This is a genomic window from Marinimicrobium hydrolyticum, assembly GCF_030848505.1.
Taxonomy (GTDB): Bacteria; Pseudomonadota; Gammaproteobacteria; order Pseudomonadales; family Cellvibrionaceae; genus JAVDDU01.
Map to the genome: position 1 here is coordinate 124525 of NZ_JAVDDU010000007.1, position 17626 is coordinate 142150.

At 55.8% G+C, this 17626-nt stretch carries 14 protein-coding genes; 6 read left to right on the top strand and 8 right to left on the bottom strand.

Annotated features, from left to right (window positions below; all coding sequences use genetic code 11):
- Window positions 1-74: 74 nt before the first annotated feature.
- Window positions 75-893, bottom strand: a complete 819-nt coding sequence (locus RBH33_RS13325) for an FHA domain-containing protein (protein WP_306732697.1) — start codon at window positions 891-893, stop codon at window positions 75-77.
- A gap of 184 nt (window positions 894-1077) precedes the next feature.
- On the opposite strand from RBH33_RS13325, the gene RBH33_RS13330 reads away from it, so the two are divergent.
- Window positions 1078-3624: an efflux RND transporter permease subunit gene (locus RBH33_RS13330; RefSeq protein WP_306732698.1), complete on the top strand. Its 2547-nt coding sequence runs from the start codon at window positions 1078-1080 to the stop codon at window positions 3622-3624.
- Window positions 3625-3968: 344 nt separating this feature from the next.
- On the opposite strand, the gene RBH33_RS13335 is transcribed toward RBH33_RS13330, so the two are convergent.
- From RBH33_RS13335 to leuS, 5 genes are all read right to left on the bottom strand, one after another.
- The gene (locus tag RBH33_RS13335; RefSeq protein WP_306732699.1) at window positions 3969-5585 is read right to left on the bottom strand and encodes a family 15 carbohydrate-binding domain-containing protein; all 1617 of its coding nucleotides are present in this window, start codon (window positions 5583-5585) and stop codon (window positions 3969-3971) included.
- Between the two features lie 301 nt (window positions 5586-5886).
- Window positions 5887-6621 (bottom strand): GDSL-type esterase/lipase family protein, encoded by a 735-nt coding sequence (locus RBH33_RS13340; RefSeq protein ID WP_306732700.1) that lies wholly within the window; start codon window positions 6619-6621, stop codon window positions 5887-5889.
- Window positions 6622-6648: 27 nt separating this feature from the next.
- A complete protein-coding gene (gene holA, locus RBH33_RS13345) occupies window positions 6649-7704 on the bottom strand; it encodes a DNA polymerase III subunit delta (protein WP_306732701.1) in 1056 nt (351 codons plus the stop codon).
- A 3-nt stretch (window positions 7705-7707) separates the two neighbouring features.
- Window positions 7708-8226, bottom strand: a complete 519-nt coding sequence (locus tag RBH33_RS13350; RefSeq protein ID WP_306732702.1) for an LPS-assembly lipoprotein LptE — start codon at window positions 8224-8226, stop codon at window positions 7708-7710.
- A 43-nt stretch (window positions 8227-8269) separates the two neighbouring features.
- Window positions 8270-10732, bottom strand: a complete 2463-nt coding sequence (leuS, locus tag RBH33_RS13355) for a leucine--tRNA ligase (protein ID WP_306732703.1) — start codon at window positions 10730-10732, stop codon at window positions 8270-8272.
- Between the two features lie 729 nt (window positions 10733-11461).
- On the opposite strand from leuS, the gene rplU reads away from it, so the two are divergent.
- The 5 genes from rplU (at window position 11462) to RBH33_RS13380 (ending at window position 15086) form a co-directional block, all read left to right on the top strand.
- Window positions 11462-11773: a 50S ribosomal protein L21 gene (gene rplU, locus RBH33_RS13360; protein WP_306732704.1), complete on the top strand. Its 312-nt coding sequence runs from the start codon at window positions 11462-11464 to the stop codon at window positions 11771-11773.
- A gap of 14 nt (window positions 11774-11787) precedes the next feature.
- Entirely contained in the window at window positions 11788-12045 is a 258-nt protein-coding gene (rpmA, locus tag RBH33_RS13365) for a 50S ribosomal protein L27 (protein ID WP_306732705.1), read from the top strand.
- A 163-nt stretch (window positions 12046-12208) separates the two neighbouring features.
- Window positions 12209-13399: an Obg family GTPase CgtA gene (gene cgtA, locus RBH33_RS13370; protein ID WP_306732706.1), complete on the top strand. Its 1191-nt coding sequence runs from the start codon at window positions 12209-12211 to the stop codon at window positions 13397-13399.
- 46 nt (window positions 13400-13445) lie between these two features.
- Window positions 13446-14570 carry a glutamate 5-kinase gene (proB, locus tag RBH33_RS13375; protein ID WP_306732707.1) on the top strand — a complete coding sequence of 375 codons (1125 nt, stop codon included), beginning with the start codon at window positions 13446-13448 and terminating at the stop codon, window positions 14568-14570.
- 51 nt (window positions 14571-14621) lie between these two features.
- A complete protein-coding gene (locus RBH33_RS13380) occupies window positions 14622-15086 on the top strand; it encodes a DUF4442 domain-containing protein (protein WP_306732708.1) in 465 nt (154 codons plus the stop codon).
- 28 nt (window positions 15087-15114) lie between these two features.
- Here RBH33_RS13380 and RBH33_RS13385 read toward each other — a convergent pair whose 3' ends face one another.
- On the bottom strand, window positions 15115-16596 hold the full coding sequence (locus RBH33_RS13385; protein WP_306732709.1) for an AAA family ATPase: 1482 nt from the start codon (window positions 16594-16596) through the stop codon (window positions 15115-15117).
- Between the two features lie 287 nt (window positions 16597-16883).
- Complete coding sequence (locus tag RBH33_RS13390; RefSeq protein ID WP_306732710.1) at window positions 16884-17447, bottom strand: hypothetical protein; 564 nt, start codon at window positions 17445-17447, stop codon at window positions 16884-16886.
- Between the last annotated feature and the right edge of the window lie 179 nt (window positions 17448-17626).

Below are 17626 nucleotides of genomic sequence, written 5' to 3' on the forward strand. Positions count from 1 at the left end.
TGGCCGGAATTCTACCATAGCCCGGCGGGCAGCAGACAGGGAAAACCCTGGCGAGAAGCGGGCTCAACGAGGGCCTAAATCCAATACAGGCCGCCGATCAGCAAAATGGCGGTGACAATCAACACAACCCAGAGCCAGAGTTCCTGACGTTGATGGGGTTTGGGTTCCTCACGGTTACCGGGGGAGGTGGGGCGGGTCTTCCAGCGTTTGGGGGTGTGCACATCGGGTTTCACTCGTGCCAGAGGCTTGAGGTTCGCCAGCGGGGTAAACGTGGACTTGGGACGGGCTGCATGTTCGGGGCCCACAATCCGAAAGCTGTAAACGTCTATCCGCAGCCGGTCGCCGCTGCGAGCCGGGGTGCGGCTCGCCAACTGTTCGTTTACATAGGTGCCACTGACTGAGTCCAGGTCCTCAACCAGTAACTGGTCGCCTTGAACCTGCACCTGTGCGTGGCGACGGGATAAATGGGATCCGGGAATGACAATGTCGTTAACGTCGGCGCGGCCAATGGTCGCCGGCCGGTCCCGGGGAATGGCGTAGCTTTTTCCGGCCAGCCAGCCACCGTCGGCGACCAGGTGCCACTCGAGTGCTGGTGCTTCATTGGCCGCTTCGGTGGGTGCCAGTACTTCCAGCTCAATGCTTCCCAGTCGGATTACATCGCCCGGCTGAATTTCCTTTTGAGTGATTCGCTGTTCGTTAACATAGCAACCAAAGGGACTGTTGTTGTCCTTCAGGTAGACCTTGTTGGCTGTGGTAATCAGACGCGCATGCACTGGGGATATGCTCTCGTCCGGCAAAACGAGATGGTTGTCGGGAGCGCTGCCAATGCTGTACAGCTTCTCCGCGACCCAGACAGGGTCTTGTCGTCGATCCTTAAGTTGAAGCTTGAGCATGTCGTTTTCCATCGCCCGATGACACTCTCTGGCCCATAGTTTGTCTGAGGCTGGCCTGGAGTCACATGATTATATCGACATTGGCGAAATTGACACTACCATAGCTGCCAGCAACAGCTGCTAGTGCTTAAGCGCATAGGGTACACTATGCGCCACTACACCTCGGGAAGAATAAGGTTAATTTATGTTATCAGGTCTAGCCCGACTCTATCGGGCTGTTATTCTCAGGCATCCAGTGTTGGTTTTGACGCTAGTGGCACTGATCAGTGCGCTCGCCGCGTTTGGGTTACCTAACTTTAAGTTGGACGCTTCGGCGGACTCCTTGACACTGGAAAGCGATCGCTCTCTGGATTTTTTCCGCGAAATCAACCAACGCTACCGGACGGGCGATTTTCTGGTCGTCACCTACACGCCGCACGCGGAGATGTTTTCCGACCAGTCATTGGAGGTGCTTAAATCCCTGCACGATGACCTCGAGCAGGTGCAAGGTGTGGAGAGTGTGAATTCCATCCTCAACGTGCCCCTGTTGTACAGTCCCATGCGCAGTTTGGCTGAGCAGCAGGAGGAGACGCGTACCTTGCTGAGCGAGGATGTAGATCGGGAACAGGCCAAGCAGGAATTTCTGAACAGCCCCATTTATCGCGACATGATTTTGAGTGAGGATGGTCGCACCACAGCGCTACAGCTCAATTTGGCAGTGGACGATAAGTACTACGAGCTGGTCACTGAGCGGGACAGTCTGCGGGTCAAAGCGCGGGAAGAAGGTTTGACGGATAAAGAGCAGTCGCGCTTGGATGAAGTCAGCCAGGTGTTCCGGGACTACCGCACTGAAGTGACCGCTCGGGATCACGCCCGTGTCGAGGAAGTACGCGGCATCCTTGCTCAGTACGAGGACCACGCCGAACTGTTTTTGGGCGGCGTAAGCATGATCACCTCCGATATGATCGCCTTTATTCAAAGCGACCTAATGGTATTCGGAACGGCTATCTTGGTCTTTATCATTGCCATGCTGGCGTTTATCTTCCGTCAGTGGCGTTTTGTGTTGCTGCCTTTGGCGACCTGTGTGCTAGCCGTGGTGATCGTGTTGGGTTGGCTCAGCTGGATCGATTGGCGCCTTACGGTTATCTCATCAAATTTTGTTGCGCTATTACTGATCATGACTCTCGCGCTGACCATCCACCTAGTGGTGCGATACCGGGAGACTCACGCCCAACACCCGGACTGGAGCCAGGAAGAACTGGTCGCGGACACAACCCGTTTTATGGTCCGTCCATGCCTTTATACCGCACTGACAACGATTGTGGCCTTTGTGTCTTTGGTGGTCAGTGACATTCGGCCGGTAATCGATTTTGGCTGGATGATGACCATTGGGTTAAGTGTGGCGTTCGTACTGGCATTTGTGATTATCCCTGCCGGCTTGATGCTGTTGCCGAAAGGCGAACCAAAAGACAAAGGCGATCAGTCCGGTGCCGTAACGCTGAAGTTTTCCAAAGTGGCAGAAAACCACGGCGGCACGGTTGTAGCTGTAGCGTTGATCGCCGCTCTAATTAGTGCCTATGGCATGACGAAGCTGGAAGTGGATAACCGCTTTATCGACTACTTCCAGGAAGACACGGAAATCTATCAAGGTATGTCGGTGATCGACCGGCAACTGGGCGGCACCATCAACCTGGATATCATTCTGGATGCGCCAGAACACGTACGGGAGAGCGAATTTCACGGGGAAGACGATCCCTTTGCTGACCCCGAGGAAGACCCCTTCGCTGACGATGCCGCTTGGCACGACGAGGACGACCCTTTCGCCGATCCGGAAGACGGAGCAGGGGAAACTGCGGAAACCAGCTATTGGTTCACACGTGCTGGTTTGCAGGATATTCAGGCATTGCACCAATACCTGGAGTCCCTACCAGAAGTGGGTAAGGTTCAGTCACTCAGTATCGCTTATGACGTAGCGCGGGATATTAGCGGCTCAGCGCTCAACGATTTTGAACTGGCGGTTATGCGCCGTTCTATGCCCCCGGAGATCTCCGAGGTACTGATCGACCCCTATTTATCGGATCAGCATCAACAGGCGCGAATCACCCTGCGTGTGAAGGAAACCAGCCCTGAACTGGAACGTATGCAGCTGGTGGAAAAAATTCACACGCACGCTCATGAGGAGTTGGGTTTTGACCCGGATCAGGTGCGCTTTACCGGCATGCTGGTGCTGTACAACAATATGTTGCGCAGTCTGTTTAACTCGCAGATTGTCACTCTAGGGGCGGTGTTCGTGGGCATTATGCTCATGTTCCTGGTGCTGTTCCGTTCCTTCCGCATTGCCATTATCGCCATTCTCCCCAACATGTTGGCGGCTAGCGTGGTGCTCGGTGGCATGGGCCTGGCGGGTATACCGCTGGATATGATGACTATCACCATTGCCGCCATCACTGTCGGTGTTGGGGTGGACCACGCGATTCACTATCTGTACCGATTCCGCAAAGAGTTTTCAGAGCGACGCAATTATGTTGACGCCATGCACGCCTCCCACGCCTCTATTGGGAGAGCCATGTACTACACGGCCATCATCATCATCGTGGGTTTCTCCATACTGGCGTTATCGAGGTTTATTCCTTCCATCTACTTCGGACTGCTCACCGCTCTGGCCATGTTTACGGCGATTGTGGGCTCGTTAACGTTGTTGCCGAAGTTGGTGTTGATGACTAAGCCGTTTGGATCAGAGTCGAAGGATTGATTTAAATCCACGGATTGGGCTGGTGCAGTTAGCGTTAGTTAAGCTTTAGCCTTGGTATTGCGGTCTATTGGCTGTTCTTGCGTAGTCGTATCAAGGGTACTGCTGCCTAATCAGCTAAGACAGTGATGACGAAGATCGGCTACCGAAACTTGCATGCTTTGGTGTGTAGGAGGGGAGTTTCGTTCTTCAGAACAAGGCTTAGTGTGGTTGGCGAAGCTGGACTTGGTGTTCGATCCCACCGGAGTTTGTAGGAAAGGTAGACATAAAAAAACCCGGCATATAGCCGGGTTTTTTTATGTGATCCGCGCAGTGGCGGCGATTAACCGCCAACCGCATGGACCAGCTTAACGTTGTACGTAAACGCCATCGGCCATGTTGACTCTGAGGCGAGTAATAGTCACGGTGCCTTCGGGTGCGCCATTTGGTTGCATACCGAATTTGATGCCCGGAGCGTGATCTTCATCCGGGTCAACCGCATTCATATCGAAGCCTGAGGGCAGCGGGCCGCAATCGAACGAGATGACTTCCCCAGCACCGGCGTCAGCTATCGCACTGCCATCGATCCAGCAATCATGCCATGCCCAAGAACTATACGTCAGCTGTGCAATAGGCTGTAGAGCAGCTCCACTGTCGACGAACGCTTGGTCCACAAAAAACCTGATGGACAAGGTGGCGCCAGCGTAGTTCTGAACTCCCTCAACGTCGTAAACCATTTGCTGTCCACCTGCAGCGGGCGTCCACAAAATGCCGTCATCAACGTATTCGAAGGCGTTACCCTCTCCTTCGGTACGCCAGCCTTCTTCAAGGCTCGCAGTAATAGAAGTGGGCAGCTCAGGGAGGTAAACACCATCAGCCAGGTCAACAACCATACGCGTTACTGTAACGGTTCCACCGCCACTGCCGCCATTGGGTTGCATACCAAACTTGACTCCAGCGGCTTCTTCATCTCCTGGGGCGTGCTCTGTAAGATCGAAGCCACCTGGGAGCGGTCCACACTCGAAAACAATCGTTTCGCCCGCCTCAACTGCTGATATATCGCTGCTATCTATCCAGCAGTCATGCCATGCCCAGCTGCCATAGGTTTGCTGCGCAATTGGTTGAAGGGCGGCACCACTGTCGATAAAGTCTTGGTCTACAAAGAAGGACACAGTCAAGGTCGCGCCGGCCCAATTAATCTGACCCTCGACGTCGTACACGAGTTGCTCACCAGCAGCGGCAGGTGACCACAGAACGCCATCTTCGGTGTATTCAAACTCACCGTCGCCTTCAATGCGCCATCCACTTTCCATGGCCGCTCTGAATCTGGTTTCGCCTTGGGGCTCGTCATCCGGACAGTCATCCTCAACAGGGAAAGTCATGCGAACGCGCTTGACCAGGATCGGCTCCATGGTCTGGTTCGAGGGAATGTTAGAGATTTGGATGCCAAAGTGCGTGGCTCCAGCGGCGGCGCCAACGTTCCAGGTTATGGTATTGTCGCCCGCTTCAAGATCGGCCGAACCAGTCCAGCCGTTATCGGCGTAACCTTCGCCCTGAATGATTAACTGCATGCCCCAGCCGTCGTCTTCCAGGTATTCACCGGGAACATACAGATCTACACGGACGGTCACGCCGCTCATGTCTACGCTTTCTTCTTCTGGGTCTTCGACAAGCGCTACGCGTGCTTGACGGCGCCAGTTCTCTTCAGCGGTATCCCAGTGGATTGGCGTCATACTCATGGCGCCTTCTGCGTCCACGTAGTCGAGGACAACATTTTGTCCATCGCCGTTCATGAACCATTCGTCCACAGCTTCCTGGGAGTCAAAATTGTAATTGACGACTTCCGGAGCGGGCGGTACACATTCATCTTCTACTGCTGGTGGTGGTGGCAAGTCCCTGACCGTCTCCGATGAGGAGGAGCTGCTGCCACTACAAGCCGACAGCAAGGACACGGCAAATAAGGCTATGAGTAGTTTTTGTAACATTTTTCAACCCTCTATTTTATTGTAATCTTTCAGCGAATCATGACCGAATTCTGCTGCCCCTTAGGCACCGCCTTGTCGAAGTCGAGGGCCCACTGACGCAGATGATCTATTTTGGCAGCTGAGAGTGCGAGTAGCGCACTGCTGACGCGCGCTACGGCGTTTAACATAGCACAGATGTATTCCCGCTGACCATAACTAGAGTCGATTTTTTGAGGGGGTTAACTGAGGCTGGCCCCGTCTTTAAGAGACGAAAAGTGGAATAGGCGCCAGCTTTTTTATACCAAAAAAGTATTTGAGAGCCTCAACGTGGCTCGTGGAGTAAAGGCACTAGCGCTGGGGTAAGATGCTCTGCCCATATTCGGTAGCCGGCCTCCGAAAGATGTAGATAGTCAGGCATGATGTCTGGGCTGATATGGCCCTGATCGTCAACTAGCTGGGCGCCGATGTCGAGAAGGTGTACTCGCTCACGATCGGCCAGTCCGCGGATCATTGCGTTGGTACGTTCTAACCGGGCCCGGTCAGGATGTTCGGGGGATTCTTGGTAGGGAAAAATGGTGTGGACCAGTATGTCCGCTGTGGGAAATACGTCCAGAAGCTTTTCAACCAAGGCGCTCACACCCAGGTAGACATCTTCGGCCGGGTGATCCGCCAACCCAAAATTGTTGACGCCAATCAAAAGTGACACAGCCCGGGGCTGTAGCTGCCCAACAGCCCCATTTTCCAGTCGCCAGAGTACGTTTTCGGTCCGGTCACCGCCAATGCCAAAGTTGGCGATTCGGTAGGCGCCCAAGTATTCCTCCAATAAGGCTTCAGGCCAGCCCTCAGTGATTGAATCTCCCAGCAGCAACAGCTCAACATCCTCTGTCCTAGCAATGTCCGTATGGGCTGCATGCATGGATTGCCAACGCTCAATGGACATCCACTCATATTCCTGCAGCCGTGGTTGTGGATCAATGGAGGCAGGTTTGTGGCTACTGCAGGCAGCCAGGGCAGTGACCATAATAAGAGACAGCAATAGGGTGCGAGTGAAAATCATGGGCTTAGACCTACGATGAGGTGACACTTAATGGTCCAGCTTCAGACTCAACCGGTCGTTGCTGGGATGGAGGCTGCGCACGCCAGCCACGTTTAGCGTGAGATCCAGCAGTTCGTCCCAAGGGCTGGCATTGCGCATGCCCTTGATGGCTTTGTCGATGCCATTGGCCTTGCGCAGTAACTGTTGTGCTTGGGCCGGCTTCAGGCGTCGTAGGGCGGACTGGAGGAGTGGCTTTTGCTGCTCCCTGACGCGGGCCTGCTGTGCGGCTCGTTCAAAGGACACGCCTTGACTTACGGATTGACCAATTTGTACCAATAGCCGAATTTCTCGCGTCAGAGCCCAGAGTAGCGCAAGGGGTTCGGTGCCCTCGCCCCGTAGCCCCTGCAGAGTTTTTACGGCCCCGCGCGCGTCGCCGCGCAGGGCTTTGTCAGTGAGCGCAAACACATTGTAGCGCGCGCTGTCGGCCACCACTGAAGCCATCAGCTCGGCGCTGACGCTCTGGTCTGGCGCTAAAAGTTTCAGCTTTTCGATTTCCTGGGAGGCGGCCAGCAAGTTGCCCTCCACGCGTGAGGCCAGTAGGTCGATGGCGCTACTTTCTGCCTTGAGACCTGCGGCTTGTAGGCGTTGGCCGATCCAACGGGGTAGTTGCGCCGGGGGCAGGGGCCAGACTTGAATGTGAGTACCCACTTGCTCTAGAGCCTTGGCCCACTTGGTGTTCAGGGCGCTCCTGTCCAGTTTTCCGGCGACCAGCAGCAAGATGTTGTCGGGAGAGGGAGCCTTAGCGTATTCCTGCAAAACCTTACTGCCTTTGTCGCCGGGTTTGCCAGTGGGCAGGCGGACCTCCAATAGCTTTTGCTCCGCGAACAGTGACAGGCTGTTCGCGGCGCTGAGTACCTGCGTCCAGTCAAAGCCGGCGTCCGCGTGATACAGCTCCCGGTCTTTAAAGCCAGCTTGGCGGACAGCCTGGCGAATAGCGTCGCAAGCCTCCTGAACCAGCAGCGGCTCGTCGCCACTGACCAAGTAGATGGGGGCCAGGCCTTTGCTCAGGGCGGGGGCCAGTTGTTCGGGGCGCAGCCTGGCCATGGATCAGTCCGTAGCCGTGGGTTGGGCCGCTTCGGCGGCATTAATCTCGGCTTGCAGTCGGCGCAAAATCTGCTGAGCCAGCTCGGCCCGCATTTCACGCAGTAGCATGGCCTCCTCTCGGGCGCCGGCACCAGCAGCCACCACATCGGATTCATAGGAGCGGGTCACAATACTCGACAGATCTTCTGCGATGGGCTCTCCGAGTAGGCCAAGAATGTCATAGCGCACCTCGAGGGTGACTTCATAAGAGCTGGCTAGGGAATCCACCCCGACCCCGGCCACCCTTGAGTCCTGCAACTGCTCCGTGATGGCCAGAGTGTAGGGTGCACCCACTTGCGCCGGCGCCAGCTCTACCCCGCTGGCGATCAGGCGCTGTTGCAGTTCAGCCACCATGGGGCTGTAGGGGTCGTCCGCGCTTAAGTACAGCCGCTCAATCGTGCTGGGCAGGGTCACGGTGCCGCGCAGATGCCAACCGCAGGCGGTGGTCAGCAGTACCAACACAAAAATACACAGGTGTTTCATTTAACAGCCTCTTGTGCGCTTAACCGCTAGGTGTCCCTTGGGACTAGTTGGCGACAATGTTGACCAATTTATTCGGCACCACGATGACCTTGCGCACTGTGACGCCGTCCAGGAAGCGCTGCACATTGGGTTGCGCCAGGGCCAGCTTTTCCATCGCTTCTCGGGGCGCATCCACGGGTGCTTGAACCTTGTCCCGCACCTTGCCGTTGACTTGCAGTACCACTTCAATGCTGGAGCGTACCAGAGCAGTTTCGTCCACTTGGGGCCAGGGGCCGTTGAGGGGAATCTCACCATGGCCCAGGGCTTGCCACAGTGTCTGGGTAATGTGCGGGACAATGGGCGTCAGCAGCAATACGCAGGTTTCCAGTGCCTCGCGTTCTACGGCCAGGGTTTCCGGGGTGGACCGATCAGCCACTTTGCTGATGTCGTTGAGCAGTTCCATAACGGCCGCGATGGCAGTGTTGAAAGTCTGGCGGCGGCCGTAGTCATCACTCACTTTGGCAATGGTTTCATGGACTTTAAGGCGCAGCCCTTTCTGGGCGTCGTCCAGCTGGTCTGGGTTCAGCCCCCCAGGTTCGCCGGCCTGAATATGGCCGTGGACCGTCTTCCACAGACGGCGCAGGAAGCGGTTTGCTCCCTCAACACCTGAATCACTCCATTCCATGCTCTGTTCGGGCGGTGCTGCGAACATGGAGAACAAGCGCACGGTATCCGCGCCGTACTGCTCGATGAGCTGCTCCGGGTCTACGGTGTTGCCCTTGGATTTGCTCATTTTGACGCCGTCTTTGAGCACCATGCCCTGACAGAGCAGGCGATCGAAGGGTTCGTCGCTGTTTACCAAGCCCTCGTCGCGCATCAATTTGTGGAAAAAACGCGCGTAGAGCAAGTGCAAAATGGCGTGTTCAATCCCGCCCACATACTGGTCTACCGGCAACCAGTAGTTGGCGGCGTCCGGGTCCAGCATGCTCTGGTCGTAGTTGGGGCAGGTGTAACGGGCGTAATACCAGGAGGACTCCATAAAGGTGTCAAAGGTGTCGGTCTCCCGCTCCACCGCCTGGCCGTCCAGCTCGTCTTTACGCCAGTCGGGATCGGATTTTATGGGTGACTGGACGCCGTCCATCACTACGTCTTCGGGCAACAGGATAGGCAGTTTATGGGCCGGCACAGGGATCTCGCCCCCTTCCGGCAGGTTGTACATGGGAATGGGGGCACCCCAATAGCGCTGGCGGGACACGCCCCAATCTCGCAGGCGGTAATTGGTTTTCACCTGGCCCTGATTGGCGGCCTTCAGAGCCAGGGAAATCACTTCAAAAGCACCGTCAAAGTCCAGGCCGTCGTACTCGCCGGAGTTGACCAGAATGCCTTTGTCCGTAAATGCCTCTGTACTGATGTCGCAGGGCGAGCCATCAGCGGGCGCAATCACCTGTTTGATTGGCAGGTCGTACTTATGGGCAAATTCGTAATCCCGCTGGTCGTGGGCGGGTACCGCCATGACCGCGCCCGAGCCGTAATCCATAAGCACGTAGTTGCCTACCCACAGCGGCAGCGGTTCACCCGTAATGGGGTGCTTCACCTGGATGCCGGTATCCAGGCCTTTTTTCTCCATGTTGGCCATGTCCGCCTCAGCCACGGACTGGACTTTGCACTCCTTTATAAAGGAGGCAAGCGTGGGGTTGTCCTTGGCGAGCTCTGTGGCGATAGGATGTTCGGCGGCCAGGCTCAAATAGGTGATGCCCATCAGGGTGTCGGGGCGAGTGGTGTAGACGTCCAGGCTGTTGTGTCCGGCTACCGGCTCGACCAAGTCGAAGCGGATTTCCACCCCGCGGCTTTTGCCGATCCAGTTGCGCTGCATGGTTTTAACCTGCTCCGGCCAGTGGGGCAGTTTGTCCAGGTCGGCGAGCAGCTCTTCTGCATAATCGGTGATCTTGATAAACCACTGGGGGATCTCTTTACGTTCCACCAGGGCGCCGGAGCGCCAACCGCGGCCGTCGATGACCTGCTCATTGGCCAGTACGGTCTGGTCCACAGGGTCCCAGTTCACCGCGGACATTTTTTTGTACACCAGGCCTTTTTCATAAAGGCGAGTGAAAAACCATTGCTCCCATTTGTAGTAATCGGGCTTGCAAGTGGCCAGCTCTCGAGACCAATCAAAACCGAAACCCAGCTGCTTGAGCTGGTCACGCATATGGTCGCTGTTGGCGTATGTCCACTTGGCAGGCGCGGTCTTGTTCTTGATGGCGGCATTCTCGGCGGGTAGGCCGAAGGCGTCCCAACCCATGGGATGCAGGACATTCTTGCCCAGCATGCGCTGATAGCGGGCGATCACATCGGAAATGGTGTAATTGCGTACATGCCCCATGTGCAGCTTGCCGCTGGGGTAGGGGAACATGGCGAGGCAATAGAATTTTTCTCTGCCGGGCTCCTCGCGCGCTTTAAAGCTCTGGTGTTCATCCCAGTGGGCTTGGGCCTGAGATTCGACTTGCGCGGGGTGGTATTGGTCTTCCATTGTGTAAAACGGCCTGTATCGGGTAGGGAAAGGAAAAGCGGCAATTATAGAGCCTAGGGAGGGAGAAAGCGAAGCCTGCTGCGGGATGAGGGCCGCACTGCTGTCTGGAATAATTTGAGTAAAATAAGTGCAGTGCCACAATTTGCACGGTCTTTACTGCTAGAGACTCGAAAAGCCGAAGGTACAGGGTTATTTGCTTCGTAAGGTTAGTCCCAGGCGCTTCGCAGGAGGCATTTCGAAAACGCCGTAAACCCTTCCCTGGGGACTCTCCCAAAAGATCCCTCTTTTGAGAGTTTCGAAATGCCTCCTGCGAACCACCTTTGCAGCCTCAGCTAAGGCATTCTTACGCCCCAGAACTTCTGCTATGGGGCTGCTTACGGAAAAGAACTCGGTAGTTTGGGGTTACCAGGGACGTGCAGGGTGAGTGTTCAGCAAGCCTCAAAAGAGGGACCTTTTGAGGCAGTCCCCAGGGAGGGGTTCACGACGTTTGCTGAACAATCACCCTGTGCGGCCCGGAGGTTTGCTTACGAAGCCACAGCAGTGATGGCGGCCGGGGGTTTTTTACCCTTTTAATGGCTTCGGAAGCCAGTATTTGCTTGCCAGGCCCGGCTGCTTGTCTTACAATCGCGGCCCCTGAAAAACTGAACTATACGACGCAAGCCCTTCTAAAGCACGTTGGCTCCTGCCGAAAGCTGCTTCGTGTCGTCCAAGTGTGTATTTGGAGCAACTATGTACGCAATTTTTGAAAGTGGTGGCAAGCAGCACCGCGTCGTGGAAGGCGAAACCCTAAAGCTGGAGAAAATCGAGCTCGCTACCGGGGAATCCGTTGAATTCGACAAAGTTTACCTGGTTGCCGATGGCGACAAGGTAAAAGTAGGCGCACCGGTTGTGGATGGCGCTAAAGTTACTGCCGAGGTGATCAGCCACGGTCGCGGAGATAAGGTGAAAATCATCAAATTCCGTCGCCGTAAGCACTCCATGCGTCGCCAAGGCCATCGTCAGTGGTTCACCGAAGTGAAAATCACTGGTATCAAAGGTTAAGAGGAGTTTAGACAATGGCTCACAAGAAAGCTGGTGGTAGTACGCGCAACGGGCGCGATTCCGAAAGTAAACGCCTTGGCGTCAAGGTGTACGGTGGCCAGGCGATCCCCGCTGGTGGCATTATCGTACGTCAGCGCGGCACTCAATTTCACCCCGGCGTAAACGTGGGTATTGGCAAAGACCACACCCTGTTTGCCAAGGCTAACGGCCAGGTGAAGTTTGAGACCAAAGGTGACAAAGGTCGTAAGTTCGTCAGCGTTGTGACGGCCTAAGAGACCGCCGAAGCCCGCCGCGGCGCGGGCTTTAGCCAACGGAAAAGCCCTGTCGACGAGTCGATAGGGCTTTTTTTGTATGGGCAACTGGTAGTATGAGCGTTTGCTGATATTGGTTCGTGGGTTGCGCCGGATTTGAAGTCCTGGTGACCGGGAGAGAATTGTGAAATTTGTTGATGAAGCACCCATTCATGTCGAAGCGGGCAAGGGCGGCAATGGCTGTCTGAGCTTTCGGCGCGAAAAGTACATCGCCAAAGGCGGCCCCGACGGCGGGGACGGTGGCGATGGGGGTAGCGTTTACCTGCAGGCCGACGAAAATTTGAATACCCTGGTGGATTTCCGCTACCAGCCCCGCTACCGGGCACAGTCCGGGGAGAATGGTCGAGGCAAAGATTGCACCGGTCGCAAAGGCGAAGACCTGATTCTACAGGTACCCGTGGGCACCACCATTATTGATACCGACACAGAAGAAGTGCTGGGTGACCTGACCGAAGCGGGGCAAACTCTCAAGGTGGCCCAAGGCGGTTTCCACGGCCTGGGTAATGCTCGCTTTAAGTCCAGCACCAACCGGGCGCCTCGGCGTACCTCTCCCGGCAGTGAAGGCGAGGTGCGTAACCTCAAGCTGGAAATGAAAGTGCTGGCAGACGTGGGTCTGCTGGGTATGCCCAACGCGGGTAAGTCGAGCTTTATTCGCTCTGTGAGCTCTGCCAAGCCCCGGGTTGCCGATTATCCGTTTACGACTCTGGTGCCCAATCTCGGCGTGGTCAAGGTCCAGCAGCACCGCAGTTTTGTGGTGGCGGACATCCCCGGTCTGATTGAAGGTGCCGCTGAAGGTGCTGGTTTGGGGATACGCTTTCTCAAACACCTGACCCGTTGCCGGTTGTTGCTGCACATTGTCGATATGGCCCCACCGGACGGTTCAGACCCGGTGGAACACGCGCGCACGATTACCCGCGAGCTGAATAACTTTAGCCCGGCGCTGGCCCAGCGTGAGCGCTGGCTGCTGCTGAATAAAGTGGACTTGCTGCCTGCGGATGAAGTTGAACAGCGTTGCCAGGCTTTGGTCGAGGCGCTGGATTGGCAGTGGCCGGTGTTTCAGATTTCAGCATTGAACAAAACCGGTACCGCGCCCTTGTGCGGTAAGATCATGACGCATCTGGAGGACATCTGGGCCGAGGAAGAGGACCCTGAAGCGCAAGAGCGTGAGCAGGAGTTCCAGCGTCAATTGGCTCTGGAAGTGCGCGAGCGCACCGATGCGCTCAGGGAGCGGCGTCGTGCGGAACGCAAGAACGGTTCGGATGACGATGATTTCGACGATGACGACTTCGATGTAGATGTGGAGTACGTGCGTTAACCAGGATGCAAGTTCTGGACTCTATCTTTTCAATCATTTGCTGACCATGACAACAAAACGACTACAGATTCCCCAGGCTAAACGCTGGGTGGTAAAAATCGGCAGCGCGTTACTGACTAACGACGGTAAGGGGCTTGATGCCACGGCTATAGAGGGCTGGGTGGCGCAGATGGCCTCGCTGCGCAAGCAGGGCATTGATTTGGTGCTGGTGTCCTCCGGCGCTGTCGCTGCCGGTATGACTCGCCTTGGCTGGAGCCAAAGACCCACTGCCGTACACCAGTTGCAGGCCGCCGCTGCCGTGGGTCAGATGGGCCTGGTGCAAACCTATGAAGCCGCTTTTCAGGGTTACGGTTTGCAGACCGCGCAAGTGCTGCTCGACCACGACGATTTATCGTCCCGTCAGCGTTACCTCAACGCCCGCTCAACGCTGCGCACATTGTTGGATTTGGGTGTGGTACCGGTGGTTAATGAGAATGACACCGTGGTGACCGATGAAATCCGCTTTGGGGACAACGATACGTTGGGCGCGCTTGTGGCGAACCTGATCGAGGCGGACTTGCTGGTTATTCTTACCGATCAGGACGGTATGTATGATCGCGATCCCCGTGCCCACTCAGACGCACAACTGTTGAACGAAGTCGCTGCCGATGACCCGCGCCTGGAGCAAATGGCTGGCGGTGGCGGCGCTTTGGGGCGTGGCGGGATGATCACCAAAGTGCGCGCGGCCCGCGTTGCGGCGCGCTCTGGTGCGGACACGCTCATTCTCGGTGGACGCTTGGAGCGTGCACTGGAGCGAGCCGCTGCCGGTGAGGTAGTGGGGACTTTGTTATGCGCCAGTCAACAACCTCAAGCCGCTCGCAAACGCTGGATCTCAGGGCAACTACAAACTCGCGGCACTTTGGTGTTGGATGCTGGTGCGGTCCAGGTCTTGCGCGAACGCGGACGCAGCTTGCTGCCCGTGGGAGTGAAGTCGGTCTTGGGACAGTTTACGCGCGGTGATATGGTAGTGTGCGTGGATGCGGAAGGCCGAGAGGTTGCCCGCGGCTTGGTAAACTATAGTGCCGATGAAGCAGCCCGGATTAAAGGCCGGCCCAGTGCGGATATTCTCGGCCTATTGGGTTACAAAGACGATGATGAATTGATTCATCGGGATAATCTGGTTCTGATTTAAAGCGCCGTTGAAGAATACTTTCGGCCAACCTTTCAAGGCAAGGCGTTCACTATGCGTAAAAATATGGTGCGGCGGCTGGTAAATTTTTGGCCGCCGTTGTTTTTTGCCGGCATTAAAGCGACCCGCATTAGCAAGGACTTTCGCGAGATCGACATAGCCCTAAAGTTGCGTTGGTACAACCGCAACTACGTGGGCACCCAGTTCGGTGGCAGCCTGTTTTCCATGACCGACCCCTGGTACATGTTAATGCTCATGTACAACCTCGGCCGGGAATATTATGTCTGGGATCGCAGCGCCCATATTGATTTCAAGGCGCCGGGGCGCGGCGTAGTGCGGGCGGAATTTCGGCTCAATGAAGAGATCCTCGAGCGCATTCGTCGCCACACAGACAATGGTGAGAAGTATTTACCCGAGTTCACCATCGACATACTGGATGAAGACGACCAATTAGTCGCTCAGGTCGTTCGCACCCTGTACGTGCGCCACAAACCCCGTCGACGCCCACAAAGCAACTAATCTTTTTACCCGGAAGCTTATAAATCCATTATGCCGGTATAGTCCGCTCCGCCGCCCAGTGGCGGAGTTTATGGATCTCTTCAGACATAATGACTGACAGCGGACTGGTGTCGGACAATTCCCGCAATACATGCTCTGTATTCAAAACTTCCGATTCGCTGCGCGCGCAATAGCGTGCGGCAACAATGGCTTGCTCAATTTCAGCACCAGAGAAACCGTCACTGGCTGCGGCCAGCTGTTCCAGATCGAACTGAGACGGATCCAGGTCCCGTTTGCTCAAGTGAATACTGAAGATCGCTTGGCGTACTTTCTCATCCGGCAAATCCACAAAAAAGATCTCATCCATGCGGCCTTTTCGAATCAGCTCAGGCGGAAGCTTACTGATGTCGTTACTGGTGGCCGCCAAAAAAACCTGGCTTTTGCGTTCCGCCATCCAGGTGAGCAAAGTGCCCAACAACCGCCGCGAAGTGCCGCCATCGCTACTGCCCTGAGACATGGCTTTTTCAATTTCATCCAGCCAGAGTACGCAGGGCGACATGGCATCGGCCATGTCTAACGCTTCGCGCAGGTTGCGTTCGGTTTCGCCGTGGTACTTGTTGTAGAGCGCACCGACGTCCAGACGCAATAACGGTAAACCCCAAGCGCCAGCTACCGCCTTGGCGGCCAGGCTTTTTCCTCCCCCCTGAATACCCAGCAGCATAATGCCTTTGGGCGACTCCAAGTCACTGCCGTTGCCGGTAAACGCATCCTTACGTGCGAGTAACCAGCGCTTCAGGTTTTCCAGGCCCGCTACCTGAGAGAAGTCAGCGGTTTCGTACTCAAAACTCATGGCGCCCTCCATATCCATCAGGGCGAACTTCGCTTTGTTGACGGCCGGTATATCGGCTTGGGTAATGGCGCCGTCGTTCCAAATGGCCTGGCGAACCAGCCGACGTACATCGCTGGCGCTAAGCCCTTGCAGATTGACGACCAGCTTGCGCAATGTGGCATTGTCGGTTTTCAAACGTGCGTTGTTATTTTCCTTGGACCAGTGTCGGGCCTCCTCCCGAATGATCGCCATGATGCGCTCATCACTGGGTAGGGAGAGGCGAAACGAGGCTCCGTAACGGGAAATTTCTGGAGGCAACTGCAACCGATGACTGAGTAAAATAATTACATGGGGCACGGAAAGATGATTCAGGGCAATGTCCTTGATCAGTCGCACTATCTTGGGCTGCTCAGCGAGAAACGGGTGAAGATCGCACAACAGGTACAAGCCCGGCCGGTCTTGAGACTTGATGTGTTGCAGGACTTCTTCCGGCTCGGTGAGCTGCGAAGACTTGGGCTGCAATTCTAAGCCGAAGCTCATGGGGCGCAAACCATCAGTGATGGACCAACGATGCAACTCCCGATCTTTTTCCCGGGCCACTCTAAGCAACATGTCGACGGCTTTCTTTTCTTCGTGCGTCTCAATCACAATCAAGGGGATTCTGGAGTCCAGCATTAACTTCAGGTCGTTGGTATCTTGCATGGGTATGTCCTGCTTTAGGTGGTCAGCCGCCTAGCGGCAGTTATTGTTTTTATAGTGTATGGCTGGTCATTCAGAGCGCATAGGGAGACGCTGTTGTTGAAGGTGGAGGAAAGGATGCCCTGCGCTTTGGAGACACGCTGTGAATACGGCCCCTACGCGCTCCCGGCGCTTCGGGACACTCCTCGCTTCCCTGCGAGTCGTCCATGTCGCTCCGTGTCGGCTCCTGCCTCCGAGGGTCTCAAAAGCGCAGGGCATCCTTTCCGGGCAGCTCAGCAGAAGATTCGAACTTAAAAGTTCATCCGCGCGCCTATCGCAAAAGTCGTGCCGTTAGAGCTTAATGTCAGATCGGTGGTCGCAGCAAACTGCCGGTTAAACCAAAAGGCACCGCCAGCGGTAATGGTGGTTGAACCCGTGAAGACCGTATGGTGAGCCAGCTCCAGTTTTCCTTCAATATCCTGAGCGATAAACCCACGCATACCACCCACTATGATCAGTCCGGAATCGCTGCCGCCCACGTCGGGAGAAACGGTTTCGAAACTTAAGGTGCCGTACATATCGAACGTATCATCAAACGCTGTTCGATAGCCGCCGCCGGCAGAGATGGCCGTGGAGCCGCAGGCGCGGTCGCCGCTGGCATCGGCAAAGGAGGCAACGGCAAACCAGTCTCCGTCCAGATCTAGGCTGCCGTCTATCGCCAAACCATCCTGCCGGCAACGCAAGTCATCGAGCCGCTGGTTAAAGTATTGAATACCCGCTTGAGAGTATTGAGGCTCCTGACCGACCGCGGGTTGCAGGGCTAACAGCAAGGCATAGGAAAGAGCGCTAACAATAGAAATGACTTTGGCTTTCATGGTGGACTCCCGTTACTTCCATAATTGGGTACCGATCCTTCGCTCAGCGAAGGCGCATAGCAGCGATCAATGAGCTGTAGCTAAAATGTCAACTGCGTCACAGTTTGCGCTAACCACACCACCATAGGAAGGCGGCGGGTTGCATTGAACGTAGCATACAAGGGGGGTTGTGAATAAGT

Bases quoted from the DNA above. Each gene is read 5' to 3' on its own strand.
- RBH33_RS13325 (WP_306732697.1), bottom strand. From the start codon at position 893: ATGCTCAAGCTTCAACTTAAGGATCGACGACAAGACCCTGTCTGGGTC.
- RBH33_RS13330 (WP_306732698.1), top strand. From the start codon at position 1,078: ATGTTATCAGGTCTAGCCCGACTCTATCGGGCTGTTATTCTCAGGCAT.
- RBH33_RS13335 (WP_306732699.1), bottom strand. From the start codon at position 5,585: ATGTTACAAAAACTACTCATAGCCTTATTTGCCGTGTCCTTGCTGTCG.
- RBH33_RS13340 (WP_306732700.1), bottom strand. From the start codon at position 6,621: ATGATTTTCACTCGCACCCTATTGCTGTCTCTTATTATGGTCACTGCC.
- holA (WP_306732701.1), bottom strand. From the start codon at position 7,704: ATGGCCAGGCTGCGCCCCGAACAACTGGCCCCCGCCCTGAGCAAAGGC.
- RBH33_RS13350 (WP_306732702.1), bottom strand. From the start codon at position 8,226: ATGAAACACCTGTGTATTTTTGTGTTGGTACTGCTGACCACCGCCTGC.
- leuS (WP_306732703.1), bottom strand. From the start codon at position 10,732: ATGGAAGACCAATACCACCCCGCGCAAGTCGAATCTCAGGCCCAAGCC.
- rplU (WP_306732704.1), top strand. From the start codon at position 11,462: ATGTACGCAATTTTTGAAAGTGGTGGCAAGCAGCACCGCGTCGTGGAA.
- rpmA (WP_306732705.1), top strand. From the start codon at position 11,788: ATGGCTCACAAGAAAGCTGGTGGTAGTACGCGCAACGGGCGCGATTCC.
- proB (WP_306732707.1), top strand. From the start codon at position 13,446: ATGACAACAAAACGACTACAGATTCCCCAGGCTAAACGCTGGGTGGTA.
- RBH33_RS13380 (WP_306732708.1), top strand. From the start codon at position 14,622: ATGCGTAAAAATATGGTGCGGCGGCTGGTAAATTTTTGGCCGCCGTTG.
- RBH33_RS13385 (WP_306732709.1), bottom strand. From the start codon at position 16,596: ATGCAAGATACCAACGACCTGAAGTTAATGCTGGACTCCAGAATCCCC.
- RBH33_RS13390 (WP_306732710.1), bottom strand. From the start codon at position 17,447: ATGAAAGCCAAAGTCATTTCTATTGTTAGCGCTCTTTCCTATGCCTTG.